This window comes from Melghirimyces profundicolus (genome assembly GCF_003054245.1).
Taxonomy (GTDB): domain Bacteria; phylum Bacillota; class Bacilli; order Thermoactinomycetales; family DSM-45169; genus Melghirimyces; species Melghirimyces profundicolus.
The window spans coordinates 55,565-74,685 of record NZ_QBKR01000015.1 but is presented as its reverse complement, the minus strand read 5'-3'; the positions used below and the strand labels follow the sequence as shown (position 1 = coordinate 74,685).

At 57.1% G+C, this 19,121-nt stretch carries 19 protein-coding genes; 1 reads left to right on the top strand and 18 read right to left on the bottom strand.

Annotated elements, in window-relative coordinates; genetic code table 11:
- Positions 1 to 221: 221 nt before the first annotated feature.
- The 10 genes from C8P63_RS11530 to recA form a co-directional block, all read right to left on the bottom strand.
- Complete coding sequence (locus C8P63_RS11530; protein WP_108024308.1) at positions 222 to 1,175, bottom strand: dipeptidase; 954 nt, start codon at positions 1,173 to 1,175, stop codon at positions 222 to 224.
- 79 nt (positions 1,176 to 1,254) lie between these two features.
- A complete protein-coding gene (locus C8P63_RS11525) occupies positions 1,255 to 1,515 on the bottom strand; it encodes a stage V sporulation protein S (RefSeq protein ID WP_040387185.1) in 261 nt (86 codons plus the stop codon).
- 139 nt (positions 1,516 to 1,654) lie between these two features.
- Positions 1,655 to 2,446 carry a TIGR00282 family metallophosphoesterase gene (locus C8P63_RS11520; RefSeq protein ID WP_108024307.1) on the bottom strand — a complete coding sequence of 264 codons (792 nt, stop codon included), beginning with the start codon at positions 2,444 to 2,446 and terminating at the stop codon, positions 1,655 to 1,657.
- A 51-nt stretch (positions 2,447 to 2,497) separates the two neighbouring features.
- Positions 2,498 to 4,042, bottom strand: coding sequence for a ribonuclease Y (gene rny, locus C8P63_RS11515; RefSeq protein ID WP_108024305.1), 1,545 nt, complete (start codon positions 4,040 to 4,042; stop codon positions 2,498 to 2,500).
- A gap of 366 nt (positions 4,043 to 4,408) precedes the next feature.
- Positions 4,409 to 5,089, bottom strand: coding sequence for an AAA family ATPase (locus C8P63_RS11510; RefSeq protein WP_108024303.1), 681 nt, complete (start codon positions 5,087 to 5,089; stop codon positions 4,409 to 4,411).
- Positions 5,073 to 5,336, bottom strand: coding sequence for a hypothetical protein (locus tag C8P63_RS11505; protein WP_108024301.1), 264 nt, complete (start codon positions 5,334 to 5,336; stop codon positions 5,073 to 5,075). Before C8P63_RS11505 ends, C8P63_RS11510 begins: the two co-directional genes overlap by 17 nt.
- Complete coding sequence (locus tag C8P63_RS11500) at positions 5,302 to 6,777, bottom strand: AAA family ATPase (RefSeq protein ID WP_108024299.1); 1,476 nt, start codon at positions 6,775 to 6,777, stop codon at positions 5,302 to 5,304. Before C8P63_RS11500 ends, C8P63_RS11505 begins: the two co-directional genes overlap by 35 nt.
- Complete coding sequence (locus C8P63_RS11495) at positions 6,774 to 7,769, bottom strand: metallophosphoesterase family protein (protein WP_108024297.1); 996 nt, start codon at positions 7,767 to 7,769, stop codon at positions 6,774 to 6,776. The genes C8P63_RS11500 and C8P63_RS11495 overlap by 4 nt, the downstream gene beginning before the upstream one ends.
- 3 nt (positions 7,770 to 7,772) lie before the next feature.
- Positions 7,773 to 8,426, bottom strand: a complete 654-nt coding sequence (locus C8P63_RS11490; protein ID WP_108024295.1) for a RecX family transcriptional regulator — start codon at positions 8,424 to 8,426, stop codon at positions 7,773 to 7,775.
- A 20-nt stretch (positions 8,427 to 8,446) separates the two neighbouring features.
- Positions 8,447 to 9,535, bottom strand: a complete 1,089-nt coding sequence (recA, locus tag C8P63_RS11485) for a recombinase RecA (protein WP_108024292.1) — start codon at positions 9,533 to 9,535, stop codon at positions 8,447 to 8,449.
- A 182-nt stretch (positions 9,536 to 9,717) separates the two neighbouring features.
- Here recA and C8P63_RS11480 point away from each other — a divergent pair, with 182 nt between their 5' ends.
- On the top strand, positions 9,718 to 10,029 hold the full coding sequence (locus C8P63_RS11480; RefSeq protein ID WP_108024290.1) for a metal-sulfur cluster assembly factor: 312 nt from the start codon (positions 9,718 to 9,720) through the stop codon (positions 10,027 to 10,029).
- Between the two features lie 65 nt (positions 10,030 to 10,094).
- Here the strand turns inward: C8P63_RS11480 and C8P63_RS11475 are convergent, their stop codons facing one another.
- From C8P63_RS11475 to C8P63_RS11440, 8 genes are all read right to left on the bottom strand, one after another.
- On the bottom strand, positions 10,095 to 11,678 hold the full coding sequence (locus tag C8P63_RS11475) for a DEAD/DEAH box helicase (protein WP_108024287.1): 1,584 nt from the start codon (positions 11,676 to 11,678) through the stop codon (positions 10,095 to 10,097).
- Positions 11,665 to 12,927, bottom strand: a complete 1,263-nt coding sequence (locus tag C8P63_RS11470; protein WP_108024285.1) for a competence/damage-inducible protein A — start codon at positions 12,925 to 12,927, stop codon at positions 11,665 to 11,667. The genes C8P63_RS11475 and C8P63_RS11470 overlap by 14 nt, the downstream gene beginning before the upstream one ends.
- Positions 12,928 to 12,951: 24 nt before the next feature.
- On the bottom strand, positions 12,952 to 13,536 hold the full coding sequence (gene pgsA, locus C8P63_RS11465) for a CDP-diacylglycerol--glycerol-3-phosphate 3-phosphatidyltransferase (RefSeq protein ID WP_108024283.1): 585 nt from the start codon (positions 13,534 to 13,536) through the stop codon (positions 12,952 to 12,954).
- A gap of 471 nt (positions 13,537 to 14,007) precedes the next feature.
- The gene (locus C8P63_RS11460; RefSeq protein WP_170109621.1) at positions 14,008 to 14,835 is read right to left on the bottom strand and encodes a helix-turn-helix domain-containing protein; all 828 of its coding nucleotides are present in this window, start codon (positions 14,833 to 14,835) and stop codon (positions 14,008 to 14,010) included.
- A 145-nt stretch (positions 14,836 to 14,980) separates the two neighbouring features.
- On the bottom strand, positions 14,981 to 16,225 hold the full coding sequence (locus tag C8P63_RS11455) for a helix-turn-helix domain-containing protein (protein WP_108024279.1): 1,245 nt from the start codon (positions 16,223 to 16,225) through the stop codon (positions 14,981 to 14,983).
- A 35-nt stretch (positions 16,226 to 16,260) separates the two neighbouring features.
- A complete protein-coding gene (locus tag C8P63_RS11450; RefSeq protein WP_170109620.1) occupies positions 16,261 to 17,448 on the bottom strand; it encodes a helix-turn-helix domain-containing protein in 1,188 nt (395 codons plus the stop codon).
- A gap of 31 nt (positions 17,449 to 17,479) precedes the next feature.
- On the bottom strand, positions 17,480 to 18,253 hold the full coding sequence (locus tag C8P63_RS11445; protein WP_108024275.1) for a DUF3388 domain-containing protein: 774 nt from the start codon (positions 18,251 to 18,253) through the stop codon (positions 17,480 to 17,482).
- A gap of 172 nt (positions 18,254 to 18,425) precedes the next feature.
- A complete protein-coding gene (locus tag C8P63_RS11440; protein ID WP_108024273.1) occupies positions 18,426 to 18,686 on the bottom strand; it encodes a DUF3243 domain-containing protein in 261 nt (86 codons plus the stop codon).
- Between the last annotated feature and the right edge of the window lie 435 nt (positions 18,687 to 19,121).

Here is a 19,121-nt window from a genome sequence, read left to right as displayed (position 1 = left end):
TCTCGCTATGCTGTCCTGCAGGGATGGATGCACGGTCCGCTCCGAATCATCCTGCTGCGGGCAGGGGCAAACGCCTTCGGATGCAACACAGAGAAGCTTTTGCCCCTGAACGCCCTTGCTGGCTGATTCTCCGCTGAGAAGGACAGCAAAGTCGCTATTTCGGATAAACGCTTCCCCTCTTCTGAGCCTAACAATAGATCACAACGTTATAAGGGTCCCCATCAGAGATGGCGGATGTAAAAGTCGTACCAGTTTTCCCCGCACCACTTTCTCACCAGGGGTTCCGGATAGCGTTTGAGCAACTCTTCCCCCAACATCGTGAGTGCTTCGCTCCCTTCCAGTCCGGGGACCTTTTGATCGATTCCGTCAAAATCCGAACCGAAGGCGATCCGGTTTTCCCCTCCCAGACTGCAGATATGCTCGATATGACGCAGAATGCCGTCCACCGTGGCGGCATCGGGATCATCGTGGATGAACCTGGGAACAAAGGTCACCCCGATCAAACCATCGTTCCGGACCAGGGCCCGCACCTGATCATCCAGGAGGTTCCGGGGATGGGAACAAACGGCCCGTGTGTTGGAATGGGAGGCCACCACCGGGATGCCGGTTTCCATCACATCCCAGAACCCTTTGACCGAAAGGTGGGAGACATCCAGCACCATTCCCAAGCGGTCCATCTCCGCAACCAGCTGCTTGCCGAACCGGGTCAACCCTCCGCCGCGTTCTTCTTCAATTCCGTCCGCCGCTTCGTTGGCATGATTCCACGTCAGACCCACCTGACGGACCCCGAGGCGGTACAACAACCGAAGGTGGCTGAGACTTCCCTGAAGGGCATCGGCTCCCTCCAAGGATAAAAGCCCGCCGATCCGCCCTCCTTTCCTCTTCAAATCTTTCAAGTCCTCCCCTGAAAAGACGGGCCGAAGGCGGTCTGCTTCTTTCACCACTTCTTCATAAAACCGGTCCACTTGGTCCAGCGCCACCTGCCAGGACTGGCTCCGGGGCACTTCGGGAGGAACGAAAACGGCAAAGACCTGGAGCAACACCCGGGATTTCCGGACACCCGACCAAGTCACGTCCAGCCCGTTTTTCCTCCCGTTTCCGTAAAAATCCAAGCCATCCTCCTTGTTTTTCCACAACTTGAACAGAACATCGCAATGACCATCAATCCAGTACATTCTGGTAACCTCCCGGTTAAAACAAAAGAAAACCTGTTTATGGGGTATAAACAGGTTTGCATTTCGGTTGTGGTCCCCCTCAGCGAGGCTCAACGATCAACTTAATGGCCGTACGTTCCTCACCATCGATGACGATGTCGGTGAAAGCCGGAATGCAGATTAAGTCGATTCCGCTGGGCGCCACAAACCCTCGTGCAATCGCAACGGCTTTGACTGATTGGTTCAGTGCACCTGCCCCGATGGCCTGGATCTCCGCATTGCCACGTTCACGCAGGACACCTGCAAGCGCACCGGCAACGGAGTTCGGGTTGGATTTTGCTGAAACTTTTAATACTTCCATGTAGGCTACCTCCTCGATGGTTTGGAGTGAGTCCACTTTTAATATATTCGGCAATCTTTTATAAATTCCTGCCATTCACGCCTGAAAAGCAGCTTCTTCTTTCTGCGGCCCATCAATGTGGTTTCAGATGTCCCCGAATCTAATCAAACCAAGGACGGTCGTCATCGATTCGGATCCGCATGATCCTGGAAGCCTTTCCGGAGGAAGGGTCCAGATCGATGACCACCGCGTTGAACTGAACCCGGCCCTTGCCCACTTCAAACCGGACCGGAAGTTGGGTCAAAAATTTTTTCAGAATCAGATCCTTATTCATCCCGAGAACACCGTCATAGGGTCCCACCATTCCCACGTCGGTCAGATAGGCCGTTCCCTTCGGAAGGATTCGTTCATCGGCTGTCTGGACATGAGTATGCGTCCCGACCAACGCGGAGACCCGTCCGTCCAGGTACCAGCCCATTGCCTGCTTTTCGGAGGTGGTCTCCCCATGGAAATCCACCAGCACGGCCGGGTTTCCTTTCAATCGACCCAAGATGTCGTCCGCCTTGCGGAAGGGACAGTCCAGACTGGAGAGAAAGGAACGTCCCATGAGACTCACCACCACCAATTCCCCGCGGGAGAGGGTGAGACGGGTATAACCCCGCCCGGGTGTTCCTTCGGGATAATTGGCAGGGCGTACCAAGCGGTCTTCTTTGTCGATGAAATCGAAGATTTCCCGCTTGTCCCATGCATGGTTTCCCAAGGTGATGCAGTCAACCCCCGCCCCGAAAAACTCCCGGGCGATCCCGCGTGTGATCCCCCGTCCGTCCGCGGCATTTTCGCCGTTGACCACCGTCACGTCGGGACGGTGGCTCCGCTTCAATCGGGGCAGGTATTCCAATAATGCTTTTCTGCCGGGAGACCCGACAATATCTCCTATCATCAGCACACGCATCGTTTAAGCGCCTCCACATCGGGGAAAAAAATAAAGCGGCGTAAAGCCACTTTATTTCGCATATTCGACCGCCCGTGTCTCGCGGATGACCGTGACTTTGATATGTCCCGGATAATCCAGCTGATTTTCAATCTCTTTTTTGATCTCGCGGGCCAGTTTGGTCGACTCGTCGTCGCCGATCTCGTCGGGACGGACCATGATCCGGACTTCCCGCCCCGCCTGGATGGCATAAGACTTCTCGACCCCATCAAAGGACTCGCAGATCTCTTCCAGTTTTTCAAGACGCTTGATGTAGGTTTCCAGCGTCTCCCGGCGGGCTCCGGGACGAGCGGCGGACAGAGCATCCGCCGCACCGACCAGCACGGCGATGATGCTTGTGGCTTCCACATCACCGTGGTGAGATGCAATTCCGTTGATCACGGCAGGGTGTTCATTATACTTTTTACCCAGTTCAATCCCGATTTCAACGTGGGAACCCTCCACTTCGTGGTCTATCGCTTTCCCGATGTCATGCAGGAGCCCCGCACGCTTGGCCAGATGCACGTCTTCACCCAGTTCGGCCGCAAGCAGTCCGGCCAAATGGGCCACCTCCATGGAGTGCTGAAGAACGTTCTGACCGTAGCTTGTCCGGAATTTCAGACGCCCCAGAATTTTGATCAGATCGGGGTGGAGACCGTGGACTCCGGTTTCAAAAGTGGCCTGCTCACCGTATTCCCGGATCCGCTCATCCACTTCCTTCCGGGATTTCTCCACCATCTCTTCAATCCGGGCCGGGTGGATCCGCCCATCCGCCACCAGTTTTTCCAGGGCCACCCGGGCCACTTCCCGGCGAATCGGGTCAAAACCGGAGAGAATGACGGCTTCGGGGGTATCGTCAATGATCAGATCGATCCCCGTCAACGTCTCCAAAGCCCGGATGTTGCGACCTTCCCGGCCGATGATTCTTCCCTTCATCTCGTCGTTGGGAAGGGTGACCACCGACACCGTCGTTTCCGCCACATGATCGGCGGCGCATCGCTGGATCGCGAGAGACAGGATGCTGCGCGCCCGTTTGTCCGCTTCCTCCAGAGCCTGCTGCTCCATTTCTTTGATCATCTGGGCGGTCTCATGTTTCATTTCGCTTTCCACTTTGGAGAGGATCAGTTGTTTGGCTTCTTCGGAAGTCAACCCTGACAGACGTTCCAACTCGGCCAGCTGCTCCCGATAGAGTTGCCCGATCCGCTGTTCCATCTCCTGGATTTCGTTTTCTCGACGGTTGAGGGCTTCTTCTTTCCTTTCCTGGGATTCCTGTTTCCGATCCAATGTTTCTTCCTTTTGCATCAGGCGACGTTCCAGCCTGGCCAGATCGTTTCTCTGTTCACGGATTTCGCGCTCAGCCTCCGAACGGAGACGGTGCGCCTCATCCTTTGCTTCCAGGACTTTCTCCCGCTTTAACGCATCCGCGTCACTGCGGGCTTTATCGATAATCTGTTCCGCCTCTTTTTCGGCACTTCCGATGCGGGCTTCCGCCGTCAATTTCCTCAAGCGGTAACCGACGGCCAGACCCAGCCCGGTCCCGAGGAGGAACAGGAGCAGCCATACGATCGACTCACTCATCGATAGCTACCCACCTCCTCCCTACCTCAAGTATAAAACAAGACCGAGTCATTCGGTCTCTGCGGCGGCGTCCCCCTTTCTGCGCAAACCGTCGTCGCCGGTCCCCTGGGGGTTTTCGGAGGTCTCATCTCCGAAAGGCTTCGCCCGAGCCCTGTTTAGTTTACCGAGATTACGCTCGTCCCGCAAAAAAACTTTCATTTCATCCCGGGGAATCCCGTGATGGTTGAGTTCAAGCTGAAAATCGGGTTCAACCGAAGGGTAAGCTGAGCCCGGTCCAATGCCCGGAATGCAGATCCGTCTGGGGAAATATCCTCATCCAAATCCCAGAAACCAAATTAAGGATTTTTCAGATACACTCCAATTGTATTATTTACTCTGTCCCATTGTCAAGGAGACGGAAGGACGGACCACCGTCTTCCCCCCCTTCAGCCCCACTTCAAACACCCGGTCGGCCCCTTCGGTGAGATGGGGATTGTGAGTGACCAAAAGGACCTGACGGCCAAACATTTCCCCGGTGGAACGGAGAAATTCCAGCATCGGGATCACGTATTCCGCACTGACGTGTTTCCCGGGTTCGTCCAGGATCAACGGACCTTCCGGCCGAGGGCGGAAGGTTTCGATGATCGCCACCCGAAGAGCGAGGGAGATGATGTCCACCACGCCGCCACCGCGGGCTTCCTGGGGCTTGGTCCGGACAGTCGTTCCCTCCCATTCGGTCACCACAAAAAATTCGGCCACCGGTTTTCCCCCGTGATCGGACAACTCGATTTCGAAGCGGAACATCGGGCCGAAGACGTACTGGAGCGCGTTGGTCACCAGGTTTTCCATCTGTGCCTTCGCCTGGCGGCGGGCGTGTTCCGCCGACTCCTGCAGAAGCACCCGTACCTTTTCGAAGAGATCCCGGCTCCTTTCGGCTTTCTCCAGCCGACCTTCCACATCCTTCAGAAGTTTCTCCAGTTCATCCCGGCGGGCCTTGCGGACAAGCACTTCTTCCCTGGCGGATTTCAGTTGTTCCTCCAGCCGGCGGAGCTCATCCTTTCGATTCATCGTTTTCCACCAGCTCCCGCGGAAGAAGTTCCCAGGCTTCCTTGATCCGGCGATCGATCTCCCGTTCCAGCCTTTTGATTTCATCTTCCAGCTGATCGGGTTCCACTCCCAGCTCCGCCAGCTCTTCCAGGATCGCTTTCTCCTGCTGCTCCAGATTCTCCAATCTCAATTCAGCTTTATACCTCTGGTTTTTCGCCTCTTCCAGCGCCGCCTTAATTTCCTTGATCCTCTCTTCCTGCCGCTGCACCGGTCACACCTCCCCTGTATTCCTCCATGATGTGTTCGAGAACTCCGTGATCCATTTCCGCTCCGCAGGTGGGGCATCGGCCCAGCTCACGGAAGAGCCGGACCAGCTTTTCCGTCCATTCGTCAATCTTCTTTCTTCTGTCCGAGAGATACCGGCGCCCCTTTTCCAACCGCCGCTGGAGTTCCCTTTGTTCCTCCGCTGTTTGCTTGAGAACCTTGAGTCGCTCTGCCCTTTGCATCAAAGTCTCCACCTCATCGACGGGAAGGCGGTCCGTCGCGGTGAGACGCTTCTGCACCCGCTGTTTTTCCGCCTGGATCCGCCGCTTCCGGGGAAGGAGGGATTGCAAAGCTTTCAACCGTTTCCCCCGGGCTTCCAGGAGAACCGGGTCGATTTTTTCGATCCCGTCACTCGCGCTTTTCACCCGAAGGAACCGGTCCGTTTCCCGTTGCACCTCCCGCAGGTGACGGTGAAGGGAACGGAGCCGAATATATCCCTCCTGGTATTTATCCGTTTTTTGGATCATGGATTCCACCCGATTCAGGTGCCGGGTGGCGTGATCGACCTTTTCCCAATGGTTCCGGTCCCGGGCCAACCGGTCCCAATCGGAACGGGCTTTTCCCATCCTCCGGAAAAGGAGACTCCTCTTCTCCAGATCCATCAGGTTACGTTCCACTTTCTCCAGACCCGAAAGCTTTCGGAGACGTTCTTCCGCCCTCTTTCGTTCCTGCCGTACGGTATCCAGCCGTTTCTGAAGAATTCGGACGTTCTCCAGGCGTTCTGCCATCTCTTCCGCTGTACGGTGGAGCGCTTCCGAACGCTCCAACCGATTCAGGAGACGGGGAAGTGAGTTGTAGGGCTGCAGTTTTTTCTTCAGGTTCTCCGCCTCGAGGGTTTGGTGCTTCAGATCGGAGGCGAGATCTTTCAGATCCTTGATCGTTCCCTGCAGGGCGATGTCCATCAAGTGAGCGCCGCTGACCCGGCCGATGGATTTTGCCTTGACACTTCCCGTTTCAGACAGCAGAAAAGGCCCTTCCAGCTGGGTGCCGAACTGAGCCGGAAGGTTCCAGTCCGTATCCAACCGCAGGGCATGCATCCCGTGAGCTTTGGCCACTTCCAGGGGCACTTGGCTTCCAAACCCTTCAAAAACCTGTTCCGTCCCGTCCTTATCCCGGAGTATGTATCGGTTGACGGAAGACGAGCGGATCCGGGTGATCACGGTTCCGTCGGAAAGAGTAAGGGAGACCCGGCACCGGCTTTTCCCCGCACGGATATAGTCCGTCCCCTTGGGCTGGTTGTAGAGAACCCAGCGCAACGCCCGGAGAACGGCGCTCTTCCCGCTGTCCGAGGGTCCGACGAACACGTTGAGCCCCTCAGTGAAATCCACTTCCGTATGTTCGTGGGACTGGAAATTTTCGATGACCAGCTTTTCAAACCGCTTCATTCCCCCGGCCCCCCTTCCCTTCCCAGCTGCTCCTGAACCACGGCGATCCGGCGCAGGGCTTCATGTTTCACCTCGTCCTCCACTTTTTCCAACCCGGCGATCTCTTCGATGATTTCCTGAACGGCCAGCGCCCGAAACTCTCCGTCGTCCCGCAACACCCGCACAAACTCGTTCATCCTCTCCTCGCGAAAGGCCGCTTTCTCCAGATAGGAGCGGTCCAGCACGGCTTCCCCGGGAGCGGCGCATGCGATCCGGATCAACCGGACGGAGATTTCTTTTCCCAACTCCAATACGGCCACCTGGGGATGCCGCCGGATTTCCGACGGGTGGTTGTTGATCCGGGCCAGCGCCCCGGGGTTGATAATATAGCGTCCTTCCCGGTGTTTGACCGGAAAGCCCGCGTGGTAATGACCCGTCAAGAGAACATCCACATCCTCCGACCACAGGTCATCCACCATGGTGTGGGGGACACCTTCCGGAAGCGGTCGATCCACCGCCATTCCGTGCACCATGTGGATGCAAAAATCAGCCCCCGATTCGTTCCGGACGGAATAGTCCAGCGACGGGTCCCGTTTGTCCAGGTCGTAGTGGAAGGGCTGACCGGTCAGTTGGACCGTCACCCCTTCCCCCTCCAGCCGGACTTTCTCTCCCGGCCGGATCAGGCGGACGGTTCCGAAAGCATCCAGAAGGCCCAGCATCGAACGGTCCACCGTATCCGGGTTGTGGCCGAAGATGTCATGATTTCCCGCCACCGTGTATACGGGCACCTCCAAGCGGCGCAACAAGCGGGCAAACTCCCGGACCACGGCCGGGGAAAGATCCGGTCGGTCGAAGAGGTCCCCGCCGTGGAGGACGGCGTCCACCTTCTCCCGCCGGGCGATCCGGATCACCTCATTCATTTTGTCGCTGATCGCCGAGACAAAATCGTCCGTCCGGCTCCGGGGAGTGGTGCCGCGGATGTGGGTGTCCGTCATATAGAGAAGGCGGAGCATCGGCTATTCCTCCTTCCTTTCATGCCGTGTTCGAAAATCCCGGAGCAAACCGTACACGAGCGGGGGAGGGAAGCCCCGCCGCAACAGATACTGGCCCAGGCGTCTTTCCACCTTGGGCCAAGGTTCTCCCGCGAGACGACGGTATCGCTTTTCGGCCACCTCACGGGCGAGCTCCCTTTCTTCTTCCTGCTCCAAACGGCTTAACACTTCCTCCGCCAGTGGGGAAGAGATGCCTTTCTGCTCCAGCTCCCGCTTCAGCATGAGAACCCCGAAACCCTTCCGCCTGCGTCGCTCCTCCACCCACGCTTCGGCAAAGCGCCGATCGTCCAGGTAGCGCTGATCCTTCATTTCATCGACGACCGCATTGACATGGGCCGCCTCAAATCCCTTTCCGGTGAGGTGCTGCCTCACCTCCCACACGGTCCGGGGGCGGTATCCCAGATAACGAAGAGCGGCCTGGCGAACCTTGTTCCGCTCTTCCGCCGCCAGGATCCGCTCCAGTTCCCCGGCCTCCACCTTCATTCCCTTGGACAGAGCGAAGCGTACCAGAACATCCTCGTGAACGGCGAACCGCCATACCCCGTCAATGTGGATGTTGTAACGGGGGGCTCCGCTTTTCTGTTTTTCAATCCGTGTAATCATGCCCGCCGCTTCCATCGGGTCTCACACCTTGTCCGTCACTCTTTCAGGTCGAGGGAGAGCGCTTCGGACTCCTTTTCTTTCTTCGCTTTCTTCTTCTTCTCCGGTTTGTTCTCCGGTTGTTCTTCCGGGAGGCTTGCGATCGGCAGGTTGAAGTGTTCGCGGATCTTGTTCTCGATGGCCAAGGCGGTTTTGGGGTTTTCCTTCAGAAACTGCTTGGCGTTTTCACGGCCCTGCCCCAGTCTGTCTCCGTCAAAGGAATACCAGGCGCCGCTCTTCTTCACGATGTCCAGATCGCTGCCGATGTCCAGAATGCTCCCTTCCTTGGAGATTCCTTCCCCGTACATGATGTCCACTTCCGCCTGCTTGAAGGGCGGGGCCACTTTGTTTTTGACCACCTTGATCCGGGTGCGGTTGCCGACCATATCGTTTCCCTGTTTGATCGACTCCGCGCGCCGGACTTCCAGGCGCACGCTGGAATAAAACTTCAGGGCACGGCCACCGGGGGTCGTCTCCGGATTGCCGAACATCACCCCGACTTTTTCCCGGATCTGGTTGATGAAGATGGCGATGCTCTTCGATTTGCTGATGGCACCGGAAAGCTTCCGGAGAGCCTGAGACATCAGACGGGCCTGAAGGCCGACGTGGGAGTCCCCCATCTCCCCTTCGATCTCTGCTTTGGGCACCAGGGCCGCCACCGAATCCACGACAATGATATCGATGGCCCCGCTCCTCACCAAAGCCTCAGCGATCTCCAGAGCCTGTTCCCCCGTATCGGGCTGGGACAACAGCAATTCGTCGATGTTCACTCCGAGTTTTTGCGCGTAAACGGGATCCAGGGCGTGTTCCGCGTCGATGAAAGCCGCCTGCCCCCCGTTCCGCTGAACTTCGGCGATGGCATGAAGGGCGACGGTCGTTTTCCCCGACGACTCCGGACCGTACACCTCAATGACCCGCCCGCGGGGATACCCACCGACACCGAGGGAGATATCCAGGGCCAGGGCACCGCTGGAAACCGTCTCCACCTGACGACCGGTGGATTCCCCCATCTTCATGATCGAACCTTTTCCGAATTGTTTTTCTATCTGCCTCAATGCCATATCCAAAGCCTGACGGCGGTCGGACATACGATCCTCACTCCTTCGAATCCCTTGGATATCCTCATCATACATCCTTTTCATGTCCCTGCCAAGGGGATTTGCGAACATTTATTCGGTTTTTTCAGCCGCGGTTTTATAACTTCCCTCCTTATGGTAAGGTATCTGTAAAGGTTGTGAAAGCCAGATTCCCGTAAAGGAGTGGGAAAGAAATGGATAAAGAAAAAATGAAAGAAGAGATTATGGAAGCCTTGGAAACCGTTGAGGATCCGGAACTTCACATCGATATCGTCAACCTGGGTCTGGTCTACGGAGTGGACATTGATGACGAAGGAAATGTCAAAGTCACCATGACCCTGACCGCCATGGGTTGTCCTCTGGCAGGGATGATCAACGAGATGGTGGATACCGCTGTGAAGTCGGTCGACGGCGTCAAGGATGTGGAAGTGAACATCGTTTGGAACCCGCCGTGGAGCAAAGACCGGATGTCCCGCTACGCCAAGATGGCGCTGGGGATTCATTAAAAAGACGCGTCCGGAATCTGGACGCGAAAAAAACCTGCCGCCCTGCGGCAGGTTTTTTCGTGCATTCAGGAGCGGTTTCTGGGGCGGGCCGGCTCAAGGTTGACCCGGGCCCCGTTGATTTTGGTCTTCCTCAGAGCTTCAAAGACAAAGGGAGCCGCTTCCTCGGGAACTTCCACGAAGGAAAACCGGTCGTAGATGTTGATCCGGCCCACCTTTTTGGCTGCGATCCCCGCCTGTTCGGCGATCGCTTTCACCAGTTCTTTCGGCCGGATGTCCGCGTTGCGGCCCACGTTGATGAAGAAGCGGACCATGCCCGGGGAAGCGCCGGTTTCGCCGAAATCGTACACGGCATCGGTTCCTCCCTTGAAGCGGTGGGAGAAAGCCATGTGAAGGGCCGCGGCGGCGATCTTTTCCGCATCGTGCTTTTCGGTGAGGTTATTCACCAGCTCTTCGAAAATGGGAATCAACTCACCGGACTGGATCGTTTCATCGAGCTGTTCTTGCAGCACCTGCTGCTGCCGTTCCGCCACTTCTTCCAGACTGGGCAGGTCCCGGGGTTCCAGATCGCCGGCGATCTCATACTCGATGGATCGGAGCTGTTTCATCTCCCGGGGGGTGACCAACGTGAGAGCCATTCCCGTGCGGCCGGCCCGGCCGGTCCGGCCGATCCGGTGGACGTAGCTCTCCGCGTCCTGGGGAATGTCGTAGTTAATCACGTGGGAAACCGTGCCGACGTCGATTCCCCGGGCCGCCACGTCCGTGGCCACCAAGAGCTCGATGTCCCCGCGACGGAACGCGTTCATCACCCGGTCCCGCTGCTGCTGAGCCATGTCCCCGTGAAGGCCGTCGGCGAGATATCCCCGTGCCGAGAGAGATTCCGCCAACTCGTCCACTCCTTTTTTCGTTCGGCAAAACAGGATCCCTTGCTCCACATCTTCGCTGTCCAGAATCCGGCACAGGGATTCCAATTTGTTGTTTTCCAGCACCCTGTAATAGACCTGCTCAATCACCGGGGCCGTCACTTCCCCCCGGCTCACGGTGATATAGTGAGGTTTTTTCATATATTTCTGGGCCAGGCGACGAATGGCCGGCGGGATGGTGGCCGAGAAGAGAAGCAATTGCCGGCTTTCCGGTAAATAGTCCATCACCGCTTCAATGTCTTCGATGAAGCCCATATCCAGCATTTCATCGGCCTCATCCAACACCAAGGTTTCCACATCGTCCAGCCGGAGGGTTTTCCGACGGAGGTGATCCAGCATCCGCCCCGGTGTCCCGATCACCACATGAACCCCCTGCTTCAGGGCTTTAATCTGGCGGCCGATCGGCTGTCCCCCGTAAATGGGCAGAGTTTTGACCCGCTTGGGCCGCCCGATTTTGCGAAGTTCCTCGGAAACCTGGATGGCCAGTTCCCGCGTGGGAGCCAGCACCACGGCCTGGACCTTCTGACGGCTGGTGTCCACATGTTCCAGGAGCGGAATACCGAAAGCCGCCGTTTTTCCGGTCCCCGTCTGCGCCTGACCGATGACATCCTCCCCGCGGAGAACAGCGGGAATGCATTCCGCCTGGATCGGAGAGGGCTCTTCAAAGCCCATGTCCCGGATCCCTTTCAGAATGAGGGGATCCAACTCAAAACTGTCAAATGACTTCATGGGTCGCTTCACCTTTCTTCAATCGTTCCAAGAGAATAAAGAGTGCATGTTTCGCCGCCCGGATCTGGATCTTCTCCCGCGAACCGCTCAGGAAGAGCCGGTGGACGCGTGTCGGTCTTCCCCGTTCAGCCAGTCCCACGTAAACGAGGCCGACGGGTTTTCCCTCCGCCGGATCGGGACCGGCCACACCGGTGACTCCGATGCCGTAATCGGCACCGATCCGGTGGGAAGCTCCCTCCGCGAGGGCCTTGGCAGCTTCCATGCTGACGGCCCCCCGGCTCTTCAGAATGTTCGAAGGCACCCCCAACTGATGTTCTTTCACCGCATGGGTGTAACAGACGATCCCGCCGCTGAAGGCGGCACTGCTGCCGGGAACCGAGGTCACCATCCGGGCCAGGCCCCCCCCGGTGCAGCTTTCTGCCAGCGCCATCGTTTTTCCCCTCCGGACCAGAGCCCGGACAACCGCCTTCTCCAGGGTTTTCTCATCTTCACCGTAGACATATCGGCCGACGGACCGGAGGATCGCTTTTTTCACCGGCTCAATCATGTCAAGGGCCCGTTTGCGGTCCGCCGCTTTCGCTGTCAGTCGGAGGGTCACCTCTCCCTCCTTCGCCAAGGGAGCCAGCGTCGGATTATCCTGATTGCGGATCCGTTCATCGATTCGTTCCATCAGATGGGATTCCCCGATTCCGTAAAAGCGGAGTACCTTGGAGACCACCACTTCCTCCGACGGGCGGATCGACATCAGAAAGGGCCGCACTTCCGCACGGTACATCGGATAAAGCTCCGTGGGCGGACCCGGAAGAAGAACGCAGGTGGTGCCGCGAACGGTGACCGCCGCGCCGGGGGCGGTCCCGTTGGGGTTGGCGAAGACAGTCCCCCCCTCGAACATCAGTGCCTGCTTATAGTTGGATGCCGGGACGGAAAGCCCCCGATCCGAAAACATCCGTTCCAGTACGGCGACCGACGGGGGGTGTTCCACCAGCGGAACCCCCAGGACCTCAGCCACTGTCTCTTTGGTTAAGTCATCTTCGGTGGGGCCCAGTCCTCCGGTGAAAATGACCAGATCGGAGCGGGAAACCGCCTGGCGAACCACTTCCCGGAGCCGCTCCCGGTTGTCCCCCACGGATGTATGAAAGTAGACATCGATCCCCAGTTCCGATAACTCCCGCGACAGAAAAGCGGAGTGGGTGTCCACGATTTGACCCAACAACAGTTCGGTCCCGACCGCCACGAGTTCAGCGCGCATCCGACGACTTCCTTTCGTCCGTGATCAACGCGATTTCGAAAAACGGATCACACTTCGGTTTTTTAAGAAATAATCAATCCCGGATACAATCGTAATAATGACTGCCAACCAAATTAAAATCAGGGAAAAAGGAAAGGCGATGGAGGAGAACGGAAAGTTGTTCAACATCAGAGCCGCCAAGGCGATGATTTGTACGATCGTTTTCAACTTTCCGAGGCGGCTGGCCGAAATGACCTTTCCTTCGGCTGCAGCCACCAGCCTTAAGCCCGTCACCGCAAACTCCCGGCTGATGATCACAATGGCAATCCAGGCGTCCAACCGCTGCATCTCCACCAGGGAGATCAATGCAGCGGAGATCAACAACTTGTCCGCCAGGGGGTCGAGAAATTTCCCCAGATTGGTCACCAGCCTCCGCTTTCGGGCGATATAGCCGTCCAAGCCGTCGGTCACCGCCGCCAGGATGAACACCAACGTGGCGATAATTTCACTGACGGTGATAACCCCTTCGCCGAAACGGATTTGACCCAGATCGTATCTTACAAGCAGGAACAGCATCACCACTGGTACGAGGAAAATTCGGGCCAGTGTGATCTTGTTGGCCAGATTCACGTCAGCGAACCTCCCCCCGCAGGATCGAAGGGCGCAGGGTGCGGGCGTATCTCCCGCCACTTCTCCGCGTCCGTTTTGTATTCGTCACCCGCATAACCCGGGCTCCCCGGCAGGTGTTCGTCTCCACCGACCAGGTCTCGCTCATCTAACCTTACCATAATCGGGCTGAATCAAAAACCGGCGGAAGCATAACCGCGGTTCCCGCCGGACCCTCGAAGGCAGGAATATGTATTCAATGGCAAAACCTGTTGAACAAAACAAGCCCTTTCGGCAAGCAGGGCTCAAAGCGGGCACCGCCACAGTCGCGGGAAATACCGTCGGTTCTCCCGAGTCCGGGGGCATGCGTGTTCGTTTTCAGTCTTTCCGCACTTATGGCCCGATTATACCAGATCCCGGCGTGACTTGCGAGCGTGTTGGGTGCCCCGTCAAAAAAGCAGAGGCCCGACCGGCAACCGTCGGCCCCTGCCCGGGTCATTTCTTCAGTTTCAATTGGTAGGCGTGGGACTCTGTCGTCTCCGAGGTTTCAATCACATGGCCGTTGACGGTCAGTTTGACATGGTTCGGATTCTTCAGCAGAAGGGAGACCCATTCGGGATGTCGGAATGTCTTCTTCTCTCCCGCCGGAAGATCCGCTTCTTCGGTCACGTCCTTTGTCGGGCCGCCCGCACGATACCGGAACCAAGTGTCCTTCTTTGCTTCCAGGGTCACTTCCACTTCTTTTGCTTTCGTCACCAGAAACAGATCTCCGTACTCATACGTTTCCGAGGGTTTTACCAATTCAATCTCAGCCGATGGTTTCTCCTTTCCAGCCTGTCCACCCTGGGCTTCAGCCGCCGCCGGCTTTTCCGGGTCCCCTGTCTGTTTCTCCGCCGCGGAGAAGTAATAGATGACCGCGGGGATCAACAAGACGAACAACACGAGAAGCAACCAAGCGTACCTTTTCCGGGAAGGCGGGTTCGATCCCGGCAGCAGACGGCGGACTCTCACGGAAGAAGAACGCCGCCCCGCCGCATAACGCTCTTTTCGGCTGAGCGTTGCCGCCGGAGAAGGTTCCGGCTCTTCCGAAGAAGCCGTGACTTCTTCCAATTGCCGGAGAAGGGGAGCCGGATCCAGCCCCAGAAACTCTCCGTAGGCCCGCAAAAACGCACGGGTGTAGAATTTCCCGGGAAAACGGTCGAAATCCCCTTCTTCCGCAGCCCGAAGATATCTCACCTGGATTTTAGTCCGGTCCTGTACTTCTTCCAGTGACAAACCGGCTCTCTCCCGCATCTCTCGCAACCGGTCGGTCGGTTTCGCCATCAGTCTGTGACACCTCCTGCCGCCACCTGCGGGGGCCCGACTCTTCTCCACTTTCAGAAGATGAGGGAAACCCGGGTCTGAAGTCCCGATACAGTATAACCGAGTTTCCAAGGTCATGTCAAAAGGCTCCCGCCTCCCGGGAGCCTCATTTGACAAGGGAAATGTGTATCAATTTTCGGTTCTCGTAAGAGGTTTTGATCTTTTTACCGTTTACGGTCACATCGACATCGGGAGGCCGTCCCAGGAACAGGTAAAGCTCGTTTCCTTTTTTATAGGGGAAGGATAACGTTTCGCCTTTTTTGAGGACAGCTTCTTTCAACACCGCCCCGACTTCCTGCGCCCGGATCTGGAGCCAGCATTCCCCTTTTCCCTTCAGCTTCAGTTCGATGTGGTCCGCTTTCATCAGCTCATAACGGTCCGTTCCTTTCCCGCCGGTCTCCACCGGGGTGAGAATCGGTTCAGCTGCAGAATTTGACTCCGGTTTGTCCGCCCCCTCCGTCCCTTTGTCTTCCTTTTGGGGCACTTGATTTTCGGCATCACCGGATCCGGCTTCGGACATGAGGGCGAAAAGGTAAATGGCGGCAGGGATTAAAAGAATGGCCATCACGATCAGAAACCGGGTATACCACGTTCCAAGATTGCTCTCCTTTTTTCTCTGAGCTTTTGTTTTTCCACCCTGTTTGCGGTGGCCGCGACCTTGGCGAACGTCCCCGTCCGCCCGGCGGGAAGGACCCACGTCTTCGGAAACCTCGGAGCCTTCCGTTTCCCCCGGTTTACGCGGGGAGAGACCCAGCTCCTGAGGTTCCGGAAGATCCGGCGGCATGCTGACCCTGCGGGAGCCTCCGCCTCCGGGCGCTCCATCCTCTCCGGGCATGAGCCCCGCTGCCGCTTCTTCATGAAAGCGGTCCCGTTCATCCACTCCCGTCCGGCCGCGCCCCCTGGGAAACCGATTCATTCCCCCGGAGGCAGGCAAATTTCGTCCCGGCTCACCCGCTTCCAAACTCTCCTGGCTGCCAAAAGGCGGGGCCGCCGGGGGAGGCGAGTTCCTCGGCCGCCGGGAAGGAAGCCGGGACCGGCCCCGCCCTTCCCCCGGGTCGGAGCCGGTCCCGGCAAACGGACCTTTTCGTCTGCGGTCGGGCGTCTGCATCCCCCCAGCGGCCACTCCCCTCCGGTACTCATCCAGGATCTCCCGGGGGTTAAGGCCGAGAGTTTGGGCATAAGTCCTTAAATACGCGCGGACATAATAAGGACTGGAAATCCGGCTGAAATCCCCCGCCTCCAGTACCGCCAGATCATGGGCGGGAATCCGGGTATGATGTTCCATCTCTTCCAGGGAAAGTCCCTGGGACTCCCGGGCTTGTCTGAGCCGGTGACCGATTTCTGCAGACACCCGGCCCACCTCCTACTGTTGGTTTGTCTGATGGTTTATTTTTTCAGCTTGACCCGATAGCTTCTGGGAACATCCTGGGCCATGGTATCGATTTCTTCTCCGTTTACTTTGATCTCGGTGTTGGACGGTTTGGTCAGCCGAAACCAGACATACTTGTCATAGGGCAGGGTCCGCTGCTGTCCCGCCTTGAGGTCATAAGAGTCGTCCACTTGATTCACTTTGTCACCGAACCGGATGTTGGTGTCCCCTTTGGTGGCTTTGATTTGCACTTCCAGTTTTTTCGCGTTTTCCAGCACGTAGAGATCTCCCTCGATCTCGCTTCCCGACTCCACTTTATTGAGGGTGGGGGTATCCAGGGGGTCAGCCTTGGCCTGATCGGTGCCCGAGCCCGAGGCACTTACTTGATCTCCGGATTTATCCGGGGTTTCCGGTTGTGCCTCTTCGGTCCCAAAACCGTTCATGGCGACGGTGTAACTGCCAATGGAAACCAACAACAGGGCACCGATCGCTGCCACACGGACCATCCACCTGCTGGCGCCGCCTTTTTTCGGCTTTCCGTCCCCTTCCTCAATCCCCCGCTTGACTTCCATGGAAACTTTGCGCGGGGTGAGGGTATGCTGGAGCTGTTCCGGTTGGCCGGTTCCCCGCCCGCTCGCTCCAGGAGCCGGCGCGGGCATCGGATGCCCCTGGGTTCCACCGCGGGTGACAGGGTGCTGGCCGGTAACGGCAGGGAAACGGCCTGTCCCCTGTTGGGGCGGCATTTGTTCCCTCGAAAAAGAACGGGTCTGACCGAAAGACCGGGGCCGGTTGCCTTGATCGCCGGCAAAGGGTGGGGGCTCTTGCCCCCTCGGTCGCTCCGTTCGTTGGGGCCGGGGCGAGTAGGTGCGCCCGAGCCGGGGTGCCTGACGGAAGGGGGGATGCTCCGCCCCCGCTTCTCCCCGCCCGCGACCACGGGAAGGCTGTCGGCCGGGGACTCTCCCGCCCCCTCCGGCGCCCGCCATCCGCTCATACCGTTCGAGAAGGGGCTGGGCATCCAGCCCCAAGCTGTGGGCGTAGGTCCGCAGAAAAGCCCGTACATAGAAAGGGCTGGGCAGCGTGTCAAACTGGTCGTTTTCCAAAGCACGCAAATATTCGATATGAATTTTGGTGCTCTGTTGCACCTGTTCGAGGGAAAGCCCCATTGATTCCCGGGTTTCCCTCAGTTGAGATCCGATACCTGGCATAACTGCACCTCCTGAAATCCCATCCATTTCTCTATCCTATATCAAAACCTGCCATATCTTCGTCCAAAACCTCGTAACTGATCACTTCATCCGGGTCGTTCCGCAACTCGATGATGTAATCGAAATCTTCCAGATCGTATTCCGTCTCCCTGACGAAGATATCCGGATGTTCCACTACTTTGGTGGCGGGCATGCGCATAATCTCCTGAACCAGCATGTGATGACGCTCGGTCGAACGCATGGTGGAAACGATTCCGTCGATGATATAGACGTTGTCGGCGCTCATCTCATCGTCGGCCAACTGTTTGCGGACCGTTTGCCGGAGAAGCGTGGAAGAGACGAAGGTCCATCGCTTGTTCGCACAAACACTGGAGGCGACCACGGATTCCGTTTTTCCCACCCGGGGCATCCCGCGAACTCCGATCAGTTGATGACCTTCTTTTTTGAAGATCTCGGCCAGGAAATCCACCAAAAGCCCGAGCTCTTCCCGTGTGAATCGATATGTACGCTTATCTTCGATACACCGGTCAAGATAGCGCCCGTGGCGGACCGCCATGCGATCCATCAGGGTGGGAGGGCGGATGGCCGTGACCGTGATGTTGTTCACGCGGTTGAGGATATGCTTCAGGGCATGGATTTTTTCCCTGTCGTCGGTGTTGAGGAGCATCCCCCTTCTTTTGTTCTCCACCCCGTTGATCGTCAGGATGTTGATGGAGAGCATCCCCAGGAGGGAAGCGATGTCCCCGAGCAGACCGGGACGGTTTTTATGAATCTGGTATTCGAGATACCAATCGTGTCCGCCCATCTCCACACACCTTTCCCCATGCCGGCTGTCAAATTGTTCAGTAGACTCTAAAAGAACCTTGCAAATTTGTTAATAGTATATCATATGTCGCGTCAGAATCGAACCCCGGGGGATTAAGAAAATTGTTGGGCAAAAAAATGAAACACCCCTTAAAGGGTGCTTCATCCGAACGTTATTGCCGGTTTTGACCGCCGTGAACCAGTTTGACCATCAATCCAGCCATCATGCGCTGCTCCTGCTCATCCGCGGCATCCCACAACTCTTTCAACAGACGTTCCTGTTCGTTTTTGGGATCGATCTCCTTGGAAAGATAATCACCGAGTTGATAGGCCACATCGTTGATGGTCTCTTTGTCCATCCCCACACCCTGTGCCTGTTCGACGCGCTCGTTCAGGAAGTTCTTCCAATCCTGAAAGTTGTTTAAGACCGACATGGATCAAACCCTCCTTTAATCCGGGTGATGTCTTCTATGGGTAATATGAAACAAAGCAGACATCTTTATTCAAAAAAGAAGGGTCCGACTGAAAGTCCCATTTTCATCTTGGGATGAAAGGCGGCGTTGCTCGGTGTCCCTTACGGGATGCGTCAGGAAGTTATTGGTATCACAGGGAGTATGGGCTCACCCCGCTGGTTGCGGGTCGTCCCTCCGTACGTCATGGTATGGGATCGGGTAAAACCATGGGAGTGCAAAAAGGAACTGACGTATTGGTTATACCACGGGTACTTCCGTTGGGCACGGCCGTAAATTGGGGCGGTGTCCGAAACGGAAGCGGACACCCTGATAAAGTGAGCGGCAGCATGTACCCAAAGCCGCTCCGGCTGTACTCACAGAGCACAAGTCCCGCCTGGGTCGCTTCTCTCCCCGGTC